This window comes from Allobosea sp. Root381 (genome assembly GCF_001429395.1).
Classification (GTDB): Bacteria; Pseudomonadota; Alphaproteobacteria; order Rhizobiales; family Beijerinckiaceae; genus Allobosea.
Genome location: NZ_LMJT01000011.1, coordinates 50,406 through 64,264 on the forward strand (window position 1 = coordinate 50,406; position 13,859 = coordinate 64,264).

At 67.2% G+C, this 13,859-nt stretch carries 11 protein-coding genes; 2 read left to right on the forward strand and 9 right to left on the reverse strand.

Features of this window, described 5'->3' with window-relative positions; translation table 11 throughout:
• Positions 1 to 10: 10 nt before the first annotated feature.
• A complete protein-coding gene (locus tag ASE63_RS11265) occupies positions 11 to 967 on the forward strand; it encodes a sugar-binding transcriptional regulator (protein WP_056800970.1) in 957 nt (318 codons plus the stop codon).
• Positions 964 to 2,412, forward strand: coding sequence for a xylulokinase (gene xylB, locus ASE63_RS11270; RefSeq protein WP_056800971.1), 1,449 nt, complete (start codon positions 964 to 966; stop codon positions 2,410 to 2,412). The genes ASE63_RS11265 and xylB overlap by 4 nt, the downstream gene beginning before the upstream one ends.
• Before the next feature lie 5 nt (positions 2,413 to 2,417).
• Here the strand turns inward: xylB and ASE63_RS11275 are convergent, their stop codons facing one another.
• The 9 genes from ASE63_RS11275 to ASE63_RS11315 form a co-directional block, all read right to left on the reverse strand.
• Positions 2,418 to 3,209, reverse strand: a complete 792-nt coding sequence (locus tag ASE63_RS11275) for an inositol monophosphatase family protein (protein WP_162261758.1) — start codon at positions 3,207 to 3,209, stop codon at positions 2,418 to 2,420.
• Positions 3,202 to 4,047, reverse strand: coding sequence for a phosphodiesterase (locus ASE63_RS11280; RefSeq protein WP_056800976.1), 846 nt, complete (start codon positions 4,045 to 4,047; stop codon positions 3,202 to 3,204). The genes ASE63_RS11275 and ASE63_RS11280 overlap by 8 nt, the downstream gene beginning before the upstream one ends.
• A 217-nt stretch (positions 4,048 to 4,264) precedes the next feature.
• A complete protein-coding gene (locus ASE63_RS11285) occupies positions 4,265 to 5,536 on the reverse strand; it encodes an ABC transporter substrate-binding protein (protein ID WP_056800978.1) in 1,272 nt (423 codons plus the stop codon).
• A gap of 107 nt (positions 5,537 to 5,643) precedes the next feature.
• Entirely contained in the window at positions 5,644 to 6,522 is an 879-nt protein-coding gene (locus ASE63_RS11290; protein ID WP_056800980.1) for a carbohydrate ABC transporter permease, read from the reverse strand.
• Positions 6,522 to 7,445, reverse strand: coding sequence for a sugar ABC transporter permease (locus ASE63_RS11295; protein WP_056800982.1), 924 nt, complete (start codon positions 7,443 to 7,445; stop codon positions 6,522 to 6,524). The genes ASE63_RS11290 and ASE63_RS11295 overlap by 1 nt, the downstream gene beginning before the upstream one ends.
• Positions 7,442 to 8,623 (reverse strand): ABC transporter ATP-binding protein, encoded by a 1,182-nt coding sequence (locus ASE63_RS11300; RefSeq protein ID WP_056800984.1) that lies wholly within the window; start codon positions 8,621 to 8,623, stop codon positions 7,442 to 7,444. Before ASE63_RS11300 ends, ASE63_RS11295 begins: the two co-directional genes overlap by 4 nt.
• 78 nt (positions 8,624 to 8,701) lie before the next feature.
• Positions 8,702 to 9,523 (reverse strand): metallophosphoesterase, encoded by an 822-nt coding sequence (locus ASE63_RS11305; RefSeq protein WP_056800986.1) that lies wholly within the window; start codon positions 9,521 to 9,523, stop codon positions 8,702 to 8,704.
• 257 nt (positions 9,524 to 9,780) lie between these two features.
• Positions 9,781 to 13,329 carry a transcription-repair coupling factor gene (gene mfd / locus ASE63_RS11310; protein WP_056800989.1) on the reverse strand — a complete coding sequence of 1,183 codons (3,549 nt, stop codon included), beginning with the start codon at positions 13,327 to 13,329 and terminating at the stop codon, positions 9,781 to 9,783.
• A 221-nt stretch (positions 13,330 to 13,550) separates the two neighbouring features.
• Positions 13,551 to 13,847 (reverse strand): succinate dehydrogenase assembly factor 2, encoded by a 297-nt coding sequence (locus tag ASE63_RS11315; protein ID WP_056800990.1) that lies wholly within the window; start codon positions 13,845 to 13,847, stop codon positions 13,551 to 13,553.
• Between the last annotated feature and the right edge of the window lie 12 nt (positions 13,848 to 13,859).

Genomic DNA, 13,859 nt, shown 5'->3' on the forward strand with positions numbered 1-13,859 from the left:
GGATGCCGAGATGCCGGAGGATGCCCAGACCGAGGTCAGAGCCGCCTGGCTTTACTACATGGAAGGCCTGACCCAGGCGGAGATCGCCGAGCGCCTGAAGATGACGCGGCTCAGGGTCAACCGTCTGCTGGTCGAGGCGCGCAGCAGCGGTCTCGTCAATATTACGATCAACTCGCGGCTGGAGAGCTGCGTCCGGCTGGAGCATGGGCTGGTCGAGGCCTTCGGCCTCAAACAGGCCATCGTCGTGCCCACGCCCGGCGATGCCGCGCAGCTCTCGGCGCAGATCGGCCGGGCGGCCGGCGAATTCGTTTCGCGCATCGTCGAGGAGCATCCTTCCGGCGTCTTCGGCGTCGGCTGGGGCGGGACGCTGCGGGAGACGATCCGGCACATCCGCCCGGGCCAGTATCGCGACCTCACCGTGACCTCGATGATGGGCGGGCTGACCTACGGCATCGAGCTCAACACCTTCGAGATCGCCAGCCGCTTCGCCAGGCTCTGGCAGGCCGAGTGCCACTACCTCGCCGCACCGATCTATGCCGGCACGCCGCAATCGCGCGACACCATCCTGGAGCAGGACGTGTTCGAAGCCGCTTTCTCGCGCATTCGCGCCACCGATGTCGCAATCCTCAGCGCCGGCGACCTGAGCGAGCGCTCGCTGCTCGTGCGCTACGGCCTCCCCCGCGATGTCGGCACGGAGGAACTGGCGGCGGCCGGCGCCGTCGGCGACCTGCTCGGACAGTTCATCGATGCACGGGGAGAAGCGATCGGCCATCCGATCAATCGCCGGGCCATCGCCCTGCCGCTGGAGGGCCTGCGTCGCATCCCGACCGTGATCCTGGCCTCCGGCGGCAGCAACAAGGCCGCGGTCATCACAGCTGCCCTGCGCGCTGGGCTGGTCTCGGTGCTAATCACCGACGAGGCTGCCGCGGCAGCGGCACTGGCGCTGCACAAGCAAGGGCGGCAATGACGCTCGTCCTCGGCATCGACCTCGGCACCTCGGGCGTGAAGTCCGTGCTGGTGGACGAGCACGACGCGGTCGTGGCCGAGGCGAGCGCTCCGATCCCCCTGTCGCTCCCACAACCGTTTTGGTCCGAGCAGGATCCGCGGGACTGGTGGGCAGCGGTCGCGGCGACGCTCGATGCGCTTCATGCCGCCGCGCCGCGCCGCATGGCGGCGGTCGGCGCGATCGGCCTTTCCGGCCAGATGCTCGGCGTCACCTGCCTCGATGCGTCGGATCAGGTGCTACGGCCGGCCATCCTCTGGAACGATGGCCGCGCCCGGGCCGAATGCGCCGAGATCGAGGCGGCGGTGCCGGATTTCGCCGGCCTCGTCGGCTGCCGCGCCATGGTCGGCTTTCCGGCGCCGAAACTGCTCTGGCTCGCCCGCCACGAGCCGGAGGTGCTGGCGAAGGCCCGGCGCATCCTGCTGCCCAAGGACTATGTCAGGCTGCGCCTGACCGGCGTCGCCGCCAGCGACCACGCCGATGCCAGCGCCACCCTGCTGATGGACACGTGCGCCGCCGCCTGGTCACCCGCGCTGCTCGCCGCCTGCGGCGTATCGGCCGAGCAGATGCCCGCCCTCACCGCTTCCCACGAGATCAGTAGCGCCGTGCTTCCGGAGCTTGCCGCACGCTGGGGCATGGCGGCGGGCACGCCCGTCGTCGGCGGCGCGGGCGACAACATGTGCGGCGGTGTCGGCGCGGGCATCGTCGCGCCGGGGGCAGCTTCGATCAGCCTTGGCACCTCGGGCGTGTATTTCCTGGCGAACGACACCTTCCTGCCGGCGCGCGGACAGGGAATGCACACGCATCGGCATGCGATCGACGGCCTTTTCGCGCAAAATGGCTGCATCCTCAGCGCCGGGGCCGCACTGGGCTGGGTCGCGCGGCTCGTGGGCGCCACCGACGCTCCTGCATTGGTCCGTGAGGTCGAGGCCGCGGCGCTACCGGTGCGAGAAACGCCGGTGTTCACCCCCTATCTGGCCGGCGAGCGCACGCCCCATGACGACGCCGGCCTGACGGGGAGCTTCTCGGGCCTGACCACGGCGACGACGCACCTGCACCTCGTCCAGGCGGTGCTCGAGGGCGTGGCGATGGCTCTCGCCGATTGCCACAATGCGCTGCTGTCGACGGGTGCGACTGTCGAACGCATCTCGCTGGTTGGCGGCGGAGCCAACAGCCGGCTCTGGGCCACCCTGGTCGCGAGCGCCACCGGCATGCCGCTGTCCCGGTCGCAGAGCGCGGCCGTCGGACCTGCGCTCGGCGCAGCGCGGCTGGCGCGCCTCGGCATCGGGGGACCGCTCCTGGCCGGCGGCGCCGGGAACGGCGATGGCGTGATCATGCCGGATCCGGCGATGGCGGAGGCGCTGGCAGCAAAGCGGACGCGCTTCGCTCAGCACCTCCTCCTGCAGTGAAGGCCTCAGGCGGCGCGGATCGCTTCCAGCAACTCGTCATGGATCAGGCCGTTCGAGACGACCTTCTCCAGATCCTCGTCGCGTGAAGCGATCCCGGCGACCGTCGTCACCTTGCCGCCTGCGACGCGCACCAGCGGCATCGCCGCGGCGTGGGAAACGATGTCGGCCTTGAGCCCGATGAAAGCGTCGAGGCGCCCCGCCGCCACGAGTGACATTTCCAGCCCGCCCGAGACGAGGACGCGGACGCCCCGGCAGAGGCCGGCCAAGCGACGGATGACATTGCTCGTCCGCTCGGAATCCTCCGGCGAATAATGCGAGGTCAGGCAGATCGAGACCACCGCATCGGCAAGGCTCGCCGTCTGCGACACCGCTGCTTGCCGTCCATCGACGGTCGCGATCCCACCCTCGGCATAGCGTGCGACCAGCCCGGCGAGCGGCGCATGCGTCAGGCCGAGCACGGTGCGGCCCCGCTCCTGATAGGCCAGGGTGACCGAGAACCAGGGCAGTCCGCCAGCATAGTTCACCGTGCCGTCGAGAGGGTCGATGATCCAGCGGGGCGCCTCGGAGGAGCCCGAGAAGCCCGCCTCCTCGGACAGGATCGCCGCATCCGGCGTCAGCCGCCGCAGCCCGTCGATGATCAGGCGCTCCGAGGCGAGATCGGCGGCGGTGACGACGTCGCGCAGCTCCTTGCGGGTGACGGAGAGCTGCTCGCCCTGCATCCGGACCAGCAGGTCGGCTGCCTCGCCTGCCAGCACACCGGCCTGATCGAGAAGGCCGTGAAGACGACGGTCAGACATAGGCGACCACGGCTTCCTGCTTGCCGGGATAGGCGGGGTCGAGCACGAACGGCCGGGAGGAGCCATAATCCCCGATCGGCTGGAGATGGCTGACGATCCCGGTCTCCGGCTTCCAGACATGGACGGCGAAGGCCGGCGGCTCCATGACGAGCCGGTTCTCCGTGCCGGGGCGCAGGTCGAGCGCGACCTGATGCGCCGTGCCGGGCGCGACATAGCCGATTGTGCCGGCGAAGCGACGCTGGATCGGACGATGGTAATGGCCGCAGACCACCCGCTCGATCTCCGGGTGGCGGGCGATCAGCGCGACGAAGCCGGGCGAGACTCTGGCTGGAATGCAATCCATTCCGTCGATGCCGACAGCGAAAGGCGGATGATGCATGAAGATCAGGGTCGGTCGCCCCTGCCCTTCCGCTAGACGCTCGGCGAGCCAGGCTTCGCGCTCGGCACAGATCTCGCCGCCGCTCTCGCCGGCGACCACCGTGTCGAGCCCGATCAGGCGGACCGGAAAATCCTCGACGGTGTAGTGCAGGAAGCCGTGTTTCGGCAGATAGGCGCTGTCCTGCCCCAGCGCCTCGGCGAAGACTTCGCGCCGGTCATGGTTGCCGGGAATGGCATAGACCGGCATCGGCAGCCGCTCGAGCTCCGCGCGCACGATCTCGTACTCTTCAGCCAGGCCGCAATCGCAGAGGTCGCCGGTGACGATCACGCAGTCCGGCCGGGGTTCCAGCGCCAGCACGGCATCGATCGCCTGCCGGGTCGCGGCATTGGTGTCGACGATGCCGTAGGCCGGCTGGCCGTGCGGGCGGACATGGAAGTCGCTGAGCTGGGCGATGATCATGAAAGGGCCTTTGGACTGAAGAGCGGCATGGAACCTCAGCCCTCATCCTGAGGAGCCGCAAAGCGGCGTCTCGACGGATTCGCCAGCAAGCGCGGGAGGCGCCTGGACCGTCTTTCGAAACGCGATCCTACCGATCGCTCCTCAGGAGGAGGGCTCAATGGGGGTGCCGCCCGGAGGCGAGGCCGGGCGGCGGGAGCAGACAGTCAGAGCCGATCGCTCACTTCATCAGGGCTTCGGTCTCGGAGACGATGCGCTCGATGCCGGTCTTGGGCTGGATCTCGCCCCGCATCACGCCGGAGACGACCTCGCGCTGCTGACGCCAGATTCGGACCGAATTGCCGCCCGGATAGCCCTCCCACGGCGCGGCGCGGGAGACCTGGCCGTTGATGGTGCGGAAGTTGGCATTGTCCTTGTAGAACGGGCCGAGGAAGGCATCCTCGCCGGCACGCAGATTGGTCGGCATGTAGCCGGCGGTCTCGACGACGATCTTCTGGGCTTCCGGTCCGGTGACGAACTTGATGAACTCCCAGGCCGCCTTCTGCTTGGCCGCGTCCCTGGCGGTGATCAGGGCCGCGTTGCCGCCGGTCGGCAGCTTGCCCTTGGCCTTGTCGTCGACCGGGAAGAGCGCGGTCTTCATCGTGAAGCGGTCGCCGATCAGGTCGGTGACCTGGCGCAGGCGGGCCGGCGTGTCGAAGAAGATGCCGATCTTGCCGGCGATGAACTGCTGGCGCGACTGGTCCCAGTCGATCAGCGGCATGCCGCCCTCGGTGACGAAGCTGCGCAGGGTGGCGAGCGTCTTCTCACCGACATCGCCGCCGAAGGCGACCTTCTTGCCGTCGGCCGCCAGCATCGAGTGGCCGCCCTGCAGGATCATGCCGCGCCAGAGCCAGTCATCCGGCCAGTCATGGATATTGTAGGCCATGCCGGCGGTGTCGCCGCTGCGGATATTCTTGGCGAGCGCGACGATGTCGGCCCAGTTGTCGGGCATCTTGTCGGGATCGCCGCCGGCCTTCTTCACCAGCTCGGCGTTGAAATACATCAGCGGTGTCGAGGCGTTGAAGGCAAGGCCGGCCTGCTTGCCGGCGACCTGGCCGAGCGAGAGCAGCGCGTCGGAATAATTTGCCTTGCGCCAGGCCTCAGGCTCGGCGTTCAGCAGCGGGCCGAGATCGACGACCTGCTTGCGCTTGTCGAGCGTCTCGACGAGCTCGGTGAGCAGATGAAAGCCGGAATAGTAGACGTCCGGCAGCTGGTTGGTGACCGACTGGCGCAGCATCGCCTGGTGTCCCTCGTCATAGCTCGCCGCCGGCGCCCGGAAATTCACCTTGATGTTCGGATGCTTCTTCGTGAATTCCGCAGCGATCGGCTCGTGGAACTTGGCGAAGGCCGGGAAGGCGTAGAGCACGTCGAGCGTGACGTCCTGGGCCCTCGCAGCCGTCGAGGCGACGAGGGCCAGCGCTGCTGCGGCAAGCACTTTGCCTAACGGTTTCATGCGGTGATCTCCTTGGCAGAGACAGCGGTGCTGTCGGGTTGGACGATGCTTCAGGCCTGAACTTTTTCCGGGTCGCGGTTCGGACGGCGCCTGCCATCGCGAGCCGGCTACTTCACCCCTGTCATGGTGATGCCGTCGATGAACCTGCGCCTGGCGACGAGGAACGCGATGACGAGCGGTGCCGTCAGGATCGTCGCTGCTGCGGTGAGCGCGCCGTAGTTCGATCCCGTCTCTGCATCGGCGAAGAACATCATCCCGAGCGGCGGCGGCGCGAGCTTCGCGTCGGAGATGACGATCAGCGGCCAGTAGAGGTCGTTCCAGTGCGCCACCGTCGAGAATACCGAGAAGGCAGCGATGGCCGGCCAGGCGCTCGGCGTCACGATGCGCCAGACGATCTCGAACTCGCTCATGCCGTCGAGGCGGGCGGCGTTGATGATGTCGTCCGGGAAGCTGCGGAAGAACTGGCGGAACAGGAAGATGGCGAAGACCGAGAGGAAGAACGGCACCATCATCGAGAAATAGGTGTTGAGCAGGCCGAGATGGGCGAGCGCGATGTAGAGCGGCATCGCCGGCACCTGGACCGGGATGCACAAGCCCAGAAGTACCAGGACGAACAGCGCGTTGCGCCCGGGAAAGTTCAGCTTCGCCAGCGCATAGGCGCAAGGGATCGCGACAAGCAACTGCACCATCAGGATGCCGGTGCAGATGATGACGCCGTTGAGCGCGAAGCGCAGCAGCGGCGCCTTCTCCATCGCGAAGCTGAAGTTCTCGATGCCGTAGAACTGCTTCGGCCAGAGCGAGATCTCGGCACTGAAGATCTCGGACGGCGGCTTGATCGAGGTCACCAGCATCCAGACGAAGGGCGCCAGCATGAAGATCGCCCCGGCGATCAGCACACCATGGACCAGGATGAGCGACAGGAAGCGGCGCAGTACAGAATGGACGGGCGTGACCGACACGGCTGCGGGAAGCGCGAGCTCGGCCATCAGTAGTGCACCTTCTTGTCGAGGGCGAAGGTCTGCGCAGCCGAGAAGACGAGGATGAAGGCCAGGAAGATGAAGGTCAGCGCCGCGGCATAGCCGGTGTGGAAGTACTGAAAGCCCTCGAGATAGATGTTGTAGAGCAGCACCTCGGTCGAGCCGACCGGACCGCCGCGCGTCATCACCGCGACCGTGTCGAAGATCTTGAAGGCCGTGATCATCGTCGTGACGAGGACGAACATCGTCGTCGGCCCGAGCAGCGGCCAGGTGATCGTCAGGAAGCGGTCGATCCCACTGGAGCAGCCGTCGATATCGGCCGCCTCGTAGAGATCGCGCGGGATCGCGGTCAGCCCGGCAAGGAACAGGATCATGTTGAAGCCGAGCAACTGCCAGATGCCGATCACGGCCAGCGTCGCCAAGGCGGTCGAAGGCTCGCTCAGGAACGCGATCGGGGCGAAGCCCAGCCATTTCAGCAGGCCGTTGACCGGGCCGAGCGACGGGTGGAGCAGGAACTGCCAGACCGTCGCCATGGCGATCAGCGTCGAGGTCACCGGCAGGAAGTAGATAACCTCGTAGAACGAACGGGTGCGGCTACGGCGATGCACCATGACAGCGATCAACAGCGCCCCGAACACGCCGCCCGGAACGACGATCGCGACATAGAGCAGCGTGTTGACGAGGGAGCGACGGATGATCGGATCGGCCAGCGCCTTCTGGAAGTTGGCGAGGCCGACCCAGTCCATGTCGACGCCGCCGAACTCGTAATTGGTGACGCTGAGCAGCAAAAGCACAGCGAGCGGCCCGAGGATCGTCAGCAGCAGCAGGATGAAGGCCGGCAGCGCGAAACCGAGCCCGGTAAAACGTTCGATCCGGAACCTGCGGCGGGCGGTGGGCGCGAACGCCGCCGGCGATGTGAGGGCAAGCGTCATGCTCCGGCCCTCAGCGGGACGACGGAGCCGATCGCTCCGGCCTGGCCGCGCGGCTCGATCCGGTCGCCATCGGCGCCGAAGACATGGGCAGCCGTCTCGTCGAAGCCGAGCATGACTTCGGCGCTCTCATTCACCCCGGCGGCCGTTGCGGGCGTCGCGCGCATCGTCACGCCCTGCGTATGGCCGGCAAGGTCGAAATGCAGGATGTATTCGGAGCCGAGATTCTCCTTGCGTCGGAGCCGCGCCGAGAACGAGGCACGCCCGGTCTCGCCATGGGCGAGCGACAGAGCTTCCGAGCGGATGCCGAGCGTCACCGTCTGCCCCTGCGCCGCGGGCACGGCCAGAGCCATCGGCCGCCCGAAGAATTCGAGGCGGCCGCCGGCCGCAACCGTCGCGGGCAGGAGGTTGATCGCCGGGCTGCCGATGAACTGCGCGACCTTGAGCGAAGCCGGCTTCTCATAGAGCTGCGATGGCGTGCCGAGCTGGAGGATGGCGCCTGAATCCATCATCGCGACGCGGTCGGACATCGTCATCGCCTCGACCTGGTCGTGCGTGACGTAGACGAAGGTGGCGCCGAGCCGCTTGTGCAGCTCCGCCAACTCCGTGCGCATGTGGACGCGCAGCTTGGCATCGAGATTCGAAAGCGGCTCGTCCATCAGGAAGACGTCGGGGCTGCGCACCATGGCGCGGCCGAGCGCGACGCGCTGGCGCTGGCCGCCGGAAAGCTGGGACGGCTTGCGATCGAGCAGATGGTCGAGCTGGAGTTGCGCCGCAACCGCGTCGACATCGGCCCCGATGCCGCGCATGACCTCGCGGCGCTGCCCGGAGAGCAGCTTGAGCAACGGCAAGCGCTGCCAGAGCTTCAGCCGCGACATCGTCAGCGGCAGGGCCATGTTCGCCCGTACGCTCATATGCGGGTAGAGCGCGTAGGACTGGAACACCATCGCAACGCGCCGCTCATGCGGGCGCAAGTGATCGACACGGTTGCCGCCTATGGCGACGCTGCCGCCGTCCTGATGCTCAAGCCCGGCGATGATCCGGATCAAGGTCGACTTGCCACAGCCGGACGGGCCGACGAGCGTCAGGAACTCGCCCTCGGCGATCTCGAGATCGACGCCGCCGAGCACCTTCGTGGACCCGAAGGATTTGGCGATGGAGGACAGCGCGACTGTTGCCATGTCGTTCGCCTCTTTCCTGTAAAGCTCGGATCGCAGAGTGGGCCGGATGCGGCGCGGGATACCGCCGACAGCGTCTCGTCAGGCCGCGCGGGGCGGATAGACCTCGTGGATCACATCGTCGATCCAGAGCGTCTTCAGCGCCGCGATCTCGTGGATCGTGGCCGCGAAATCCCTGCCGTCGAAATCATAGGTGACGGCGCCGAGCGTGGTCGAACCCGCCATGCCGGGCTGCAGCTCGGGACCAACGACGAAGCCGGAGGACGGCCCCCAGATGTAGCGGGTGCCGCCGACCGTGAAGTCGTGGGCGCGGTGCAGATGTCCGCTGGCGACGAAGGCGACATCGTGTCGGACGACGAGATCAAGCAATTGCGCGCGCGGCCGCGGCGGCACGCTCCAATAGCCCTTGTCGCCTTCGTCCGGCGCCTCGACGAAGAGCGGGCGGTGCAGGAACCAGCCGAGGCGGCGCCCGCCTGCTTCGGCGATCTGGCCTTCGAGCCAGGCGAGCTGGCGTCGCTCCTCGGCTTCGTCGCTGCCGAACAACATCGAGTTGAGCCCAATCAACCGCCAATCTTCGAGGTCGCGGACCCAGAAATCCTCACCAAGATAGCGGCGCCAGCGGGCGAGGCGCTGATCGTTGACCGGCTGGTGCGGGTGATAGGCTTCTCCGACATCGTGGTTGCCCGGGATGCTCAGCACCGGCACGCCGATGGCATCGAGCAGCCCCCGGCAATGCGACATGTCCTCGTCGATATCTGCGCCATCGACGGTAACGTCTCCGGTATGGATCACGAGCGCCGGCCTCTCCGCCGCGAGCCAGGCGGTCAGCGGCTCCCAGTTGCAGGCGAAATGCGGCTTGTTCGGACTGAGATGAGTGTCCGAGATTTGCACGACACGGTGCATGGCGTCCCTCCAGACACGCGCCCCTCACGGGGTGCGGGCTGCCTCGTGGGCAGCGGTTTTGCCATGAACCATACAGATGAATGTTTGATGACACAAATGTATTTCAGGGGTACCAGGAACTCCCCGAAGCCCTGTCGCGATGCGAGTGTCCGCCGCGCCACACACGGCTTGCCGCTTAGTCCCGCTCGCCCAAGGAAGCGATCATTGCATAGCGGGACGCGCGCCGCCGCGATGACGGCGCGAGCCGGCCCTGCCCATCAAGCCGCCTTCTTCCGTTCCGCGATGCGTGCAAGGTCCGTCAGCAGGCGGCGCGTACCCTTGAGGCGTGCTTCCGCCGTCTCGAAATCATCGATGAAGACGACGCGCATGTCGGGGCGGACCTTGGCCAGCATGCCGATCTTCGCGACATAGGAGACGAGGCCTTCCGGGTTGGCGAACTCGTTGTCGCGGAAGGCGACGATGATGCCCTTCGGGCCGGCCTCGACCTTCTCGACATTGGCGCGCTTGCACAGCGCCTTGATCGCGACGATCTCCAGCAACTGCTGGACCTCCTCGGGCAGTGGCCCGAAACGATCGACCAGCTCCGCCCCGAAGGACTGGATGTCGCCGTCATCGTCCATGGTCGAGAGGCGCTTGTAGAGCGTCAGCCTGAGCGTCAGGTCGGCGATGTAGTGCTCGGGGATCATCACCGGCGCGCCGATCTGGATCGACGGCGACCACTGCGCCTCGCTCTCGAATTCGACGCCGGCCTTGAGCGCCGCGACGGCCTCCTCCAGCATCTGCTGGTAAAGCTCGTAGCCGACTTCCTTGATATGCCCGGACTGCTCGTCGCCGAGCAGGTTGCCGGCGCCACGGATGTCGAGATCGTGGCTCGCAAGCTGGAATCCGGCGCCCAGCGTGTCGAGCGACTGCAGCACCTTGAGCCGGCGCTCCGCCTGGTCGGTCAGCTTGCGGTTGGCCGGCATCGTGAAGAGCGCATAGGCGCGCACTTTCGAACGGCCCACGCGGCCGCGCAGCTGATAGAGCTGGGCCAGGCCGAACATGTCGGCGCGGTGCACGATCAGCGTGTTCGCGGTTGGGATATCGAGCCCGGATTCGACAATCGTGGTCGAGAGCAGGATGTCGTACTGGCCCTCGTAGAAGGCCGTCATCACGTCCTCGAGCTGGCCCGCTGCCATCTGGCCATGGGCGATGCCGACCTTGGCCTCCGGCACCTGCTTGTCGAGGAAGTCCTTCACATCGGCGATGTCCTCGATGCGCGGCACGACATAGAAACTGCGGCCACCCCGATAGCGCTCGCGCAGCAGCGCCTCGCGCACGATCAGCGGGTCGAAGGGCGTGACGAAGGTGCGCGTGGCAAGACGGTCGACCGGCGGCGTCGCGATGATCGAGAGCTCGCGCACGCCGGTCATGGCGAGCTGCAGCGTGCGCGGGATCGGCGTCGCCGAAAGCGTCAGCATATGCACCTCGGCACGAAACTCCTTGAGGCGTTCCTTATGGGCGACGCCGAAATGCTGCTCCTCGTCGACGATGACGAGGCCGAGATCCTTGAACTCGACGCCCTTGCCGAGCAGCGCATGGGTGCCGACGACGATATCGAGCGTGCCGTCCTTCGCACCCTGTTTCACCGCCTTGAGATCGGGAGCCGAGACGAAGCGCGAAGCCTGGCCGACCTGCACCGGCAGGCCGCTGAAGCGATCCGCGAAATTGCGGTAGTGCTGGCGCGCCAGCAATGTGGTCGGCACCACGACCGCAACCTGCTTGCCGTTGAGCGCGCAGGCGAAGGCGGCGCGCAGCGCCACCTCGGTCTTGCCGAAGCCGACATCGCCGCAGACCAGTCGGTCCATCGGCCGCCCCGCCGCCATGTCGTCGAGCACGGCGTCGATCGTCGCCTGCTGGTCCTCCGTCTCCTCGAAGGGGAAGCGGGCGCAGAACTCGTCGTAGAGCCCCTCCTGCGGGATCAGGCGCGGCGCCTCCTTCAAGGCGCGGGCGGCGGCGATCTGGATCAGCTTGCCCGCCATCTCGCGGATGCGCTGCTTCAGCTTGGCCTTGCGCGCCTGCCAACCGCCGCCGCCGAGCTTGTCGAGCTGGACCTCGGTATCCTCCGAGCCGTAGCGCGAGAGCAGCTCGATATTCTCGACCGGCAGGAAGAGTTTCGTGTCGCCGGCATAGTGGATCTCGCAGCAATCATGCGGCGCGCCCGCTGCGGTGATCGACTTCAGCCCGATGAAGCGGCCGATGCCGTGATCGACATGGACGACGAGATCACCCGGTGAGAGCGAGGACAGCTCCGCGATGAAATCCTGCGGGCGCTTCGCCTTGCGGCGCGGACGGACGAGCCGGTCGCCCAGGATGTCCTGCTCGCCGACGACCGCGAGCTTGCCGGCCTCAAAGCCGGTCTCGAAGCCCCAGACCGCGAGCGCCGTCGTGCCGGGCTTGAGGTCGAAGGCGGCGCGCAGCGAGCCGGTCATCTGCACGTTCTTCAGGCCGTGGTCGGCCAGCACATGCGCCAGGCGCTCGCGCGAGCCCTCCGACCAGGCGGAGAGAATGACGCGCTTGCCGTCCTTTTCGAGCGCCTTCACATGCGCCACGGCCGCATCGAAGACGCTGCCGGCATTGTCGGCGCGCTCGGCGGCGAAGCTTCTGCCCTGTCGCGCACCCAGGTCGATGATCAGCTTGCCGTCGCTGTCGGGCAGCTGAAACGGCGTCAGCGCCGCGACGCCGGACTGGTCGATGACGCCGCGCCAGTCGGCCGGCGAGAGATAAAGCGCATCCGGCTTCAGCGGCTTGTAGGGCATGCCGCCCGCGCTCGGCTGCTCCATCGCCGCCTTGCGGGCATCGTAATAATCCTTGATCAGGCTGATGCGCTCGCCGACGGCATCCTCGACCTGATGGTCGAGCACCAGCGGCACGTCGGGCAGATAGGTGAAGAGCGTATCCAGCCGCTCCGCCAGCAGCGGCAACCAGTGTTCGAGACCGGCCGGCCTGCGCCCCTCGCTGACCGCCTCGTAGAGCGTATCGTCGCGGCCGGGCGTGCCGAAGGTCGTGATGTAGCTCTGGCGAAAGCGCGTGATGCTCTCGCTCGTCATCTGCGCCTCGGACATCGGCACGAGGTCGAGCCCGCGCAACTGCCCGGTGGTGCGCTGCGTTTCGGGGTCGAAGGTCCGGATCGATTCCAGCGTGTCGCCAAAGAAGTCGAGCCGGATCGGCGCCGGCATGCCCGGCGGGAACAGGTCGACGATGCCGCCGCGCACGGCGAATTCGCCGGTCTCGCGCACGGTCGAGGTCCGCAGATAGCCGTTCATGTCGAGCCAGCGCGCGAGCTGCTCGATATCGACCATGTTGCCCGGCGCGGCCGAGAAGCTCTCGGAGGCGACCTTGGAGAAGGCCGGCACGCGCTGCAGCGCGGCATTGACCGTCGTCAGCAGCAGGCGCGGCCGGTCGCCCGACTTGGTCTTCGCCAGCCGCGACAGTGTCGTCATCCGGTGCGCCACGATGGCCGGCGCGGGCGAAACGCGGTCATAGGGCTGGCAGTCCCAGGCCGGGAACGACATCACCTCGAGATCGGGCGCCACGAATTGCAGCGCGTTCTCCAGCACCTGCAGGCGCTGCCCGTCGCGGGCGACGAAGACGAGCATCGCCGCGCCTTCGGCCTTCTTGGCGCGGGCGCGAGTGAGGTCCGCGAGGACGACGGCGTCGAAGCCGTCCGGCACGCTGGCCAGCGTCGGCTTGTCGCCGCGTTTCAGCGCGTCGAGGATGCGGTCGCTCTGCAGCTTGGCGATCTGGGAGGGAGGCGGAATGCTCATGGGGATAACGATCGTCAGGAGAACTTGGCGCGGGGAACCCCTCTCCCGAATGGGAGAGGGGCAGGGGTGAGGGCCTGCCCTCTGAAGCTTAGGCGGCCGCGGCGCCGTTGCGCCTATTGCGGAGCGGGCGGGCCCTCATCCGGCGCTACGCGCCACCTTCTCCCATCCGGGAGAAGGAAGGCGTCGCGAGTGTCCCGAGGAAGAGCGGCACTTAGAATCCATCAAACATGGATCGGCTTCTCGTGATGGTGGAAAGCCTTCAGGCGCCGGAACAGTTCCGTGTCGTAATTCTCCGGCACCTCCGCCTCGCCGGTGATCCAGCTCAGCAGGTCGCGGTCCAGCACCTCGATCAGCCGCTCGAACTCGTCGAGCTCGGCATCGGTTAGGCCGGCGATATGCGCGTCGGCGAAACCGCCCATGATCAGGTCGTTCTCGCGCATGCCGCGATGCCAGGAGCGGAACAGGATCTTGCGCCGGCGCGGGTCGAGATCGGCGCTGGTTCGGGTCGAGCCACTCATGGACACCTCGGA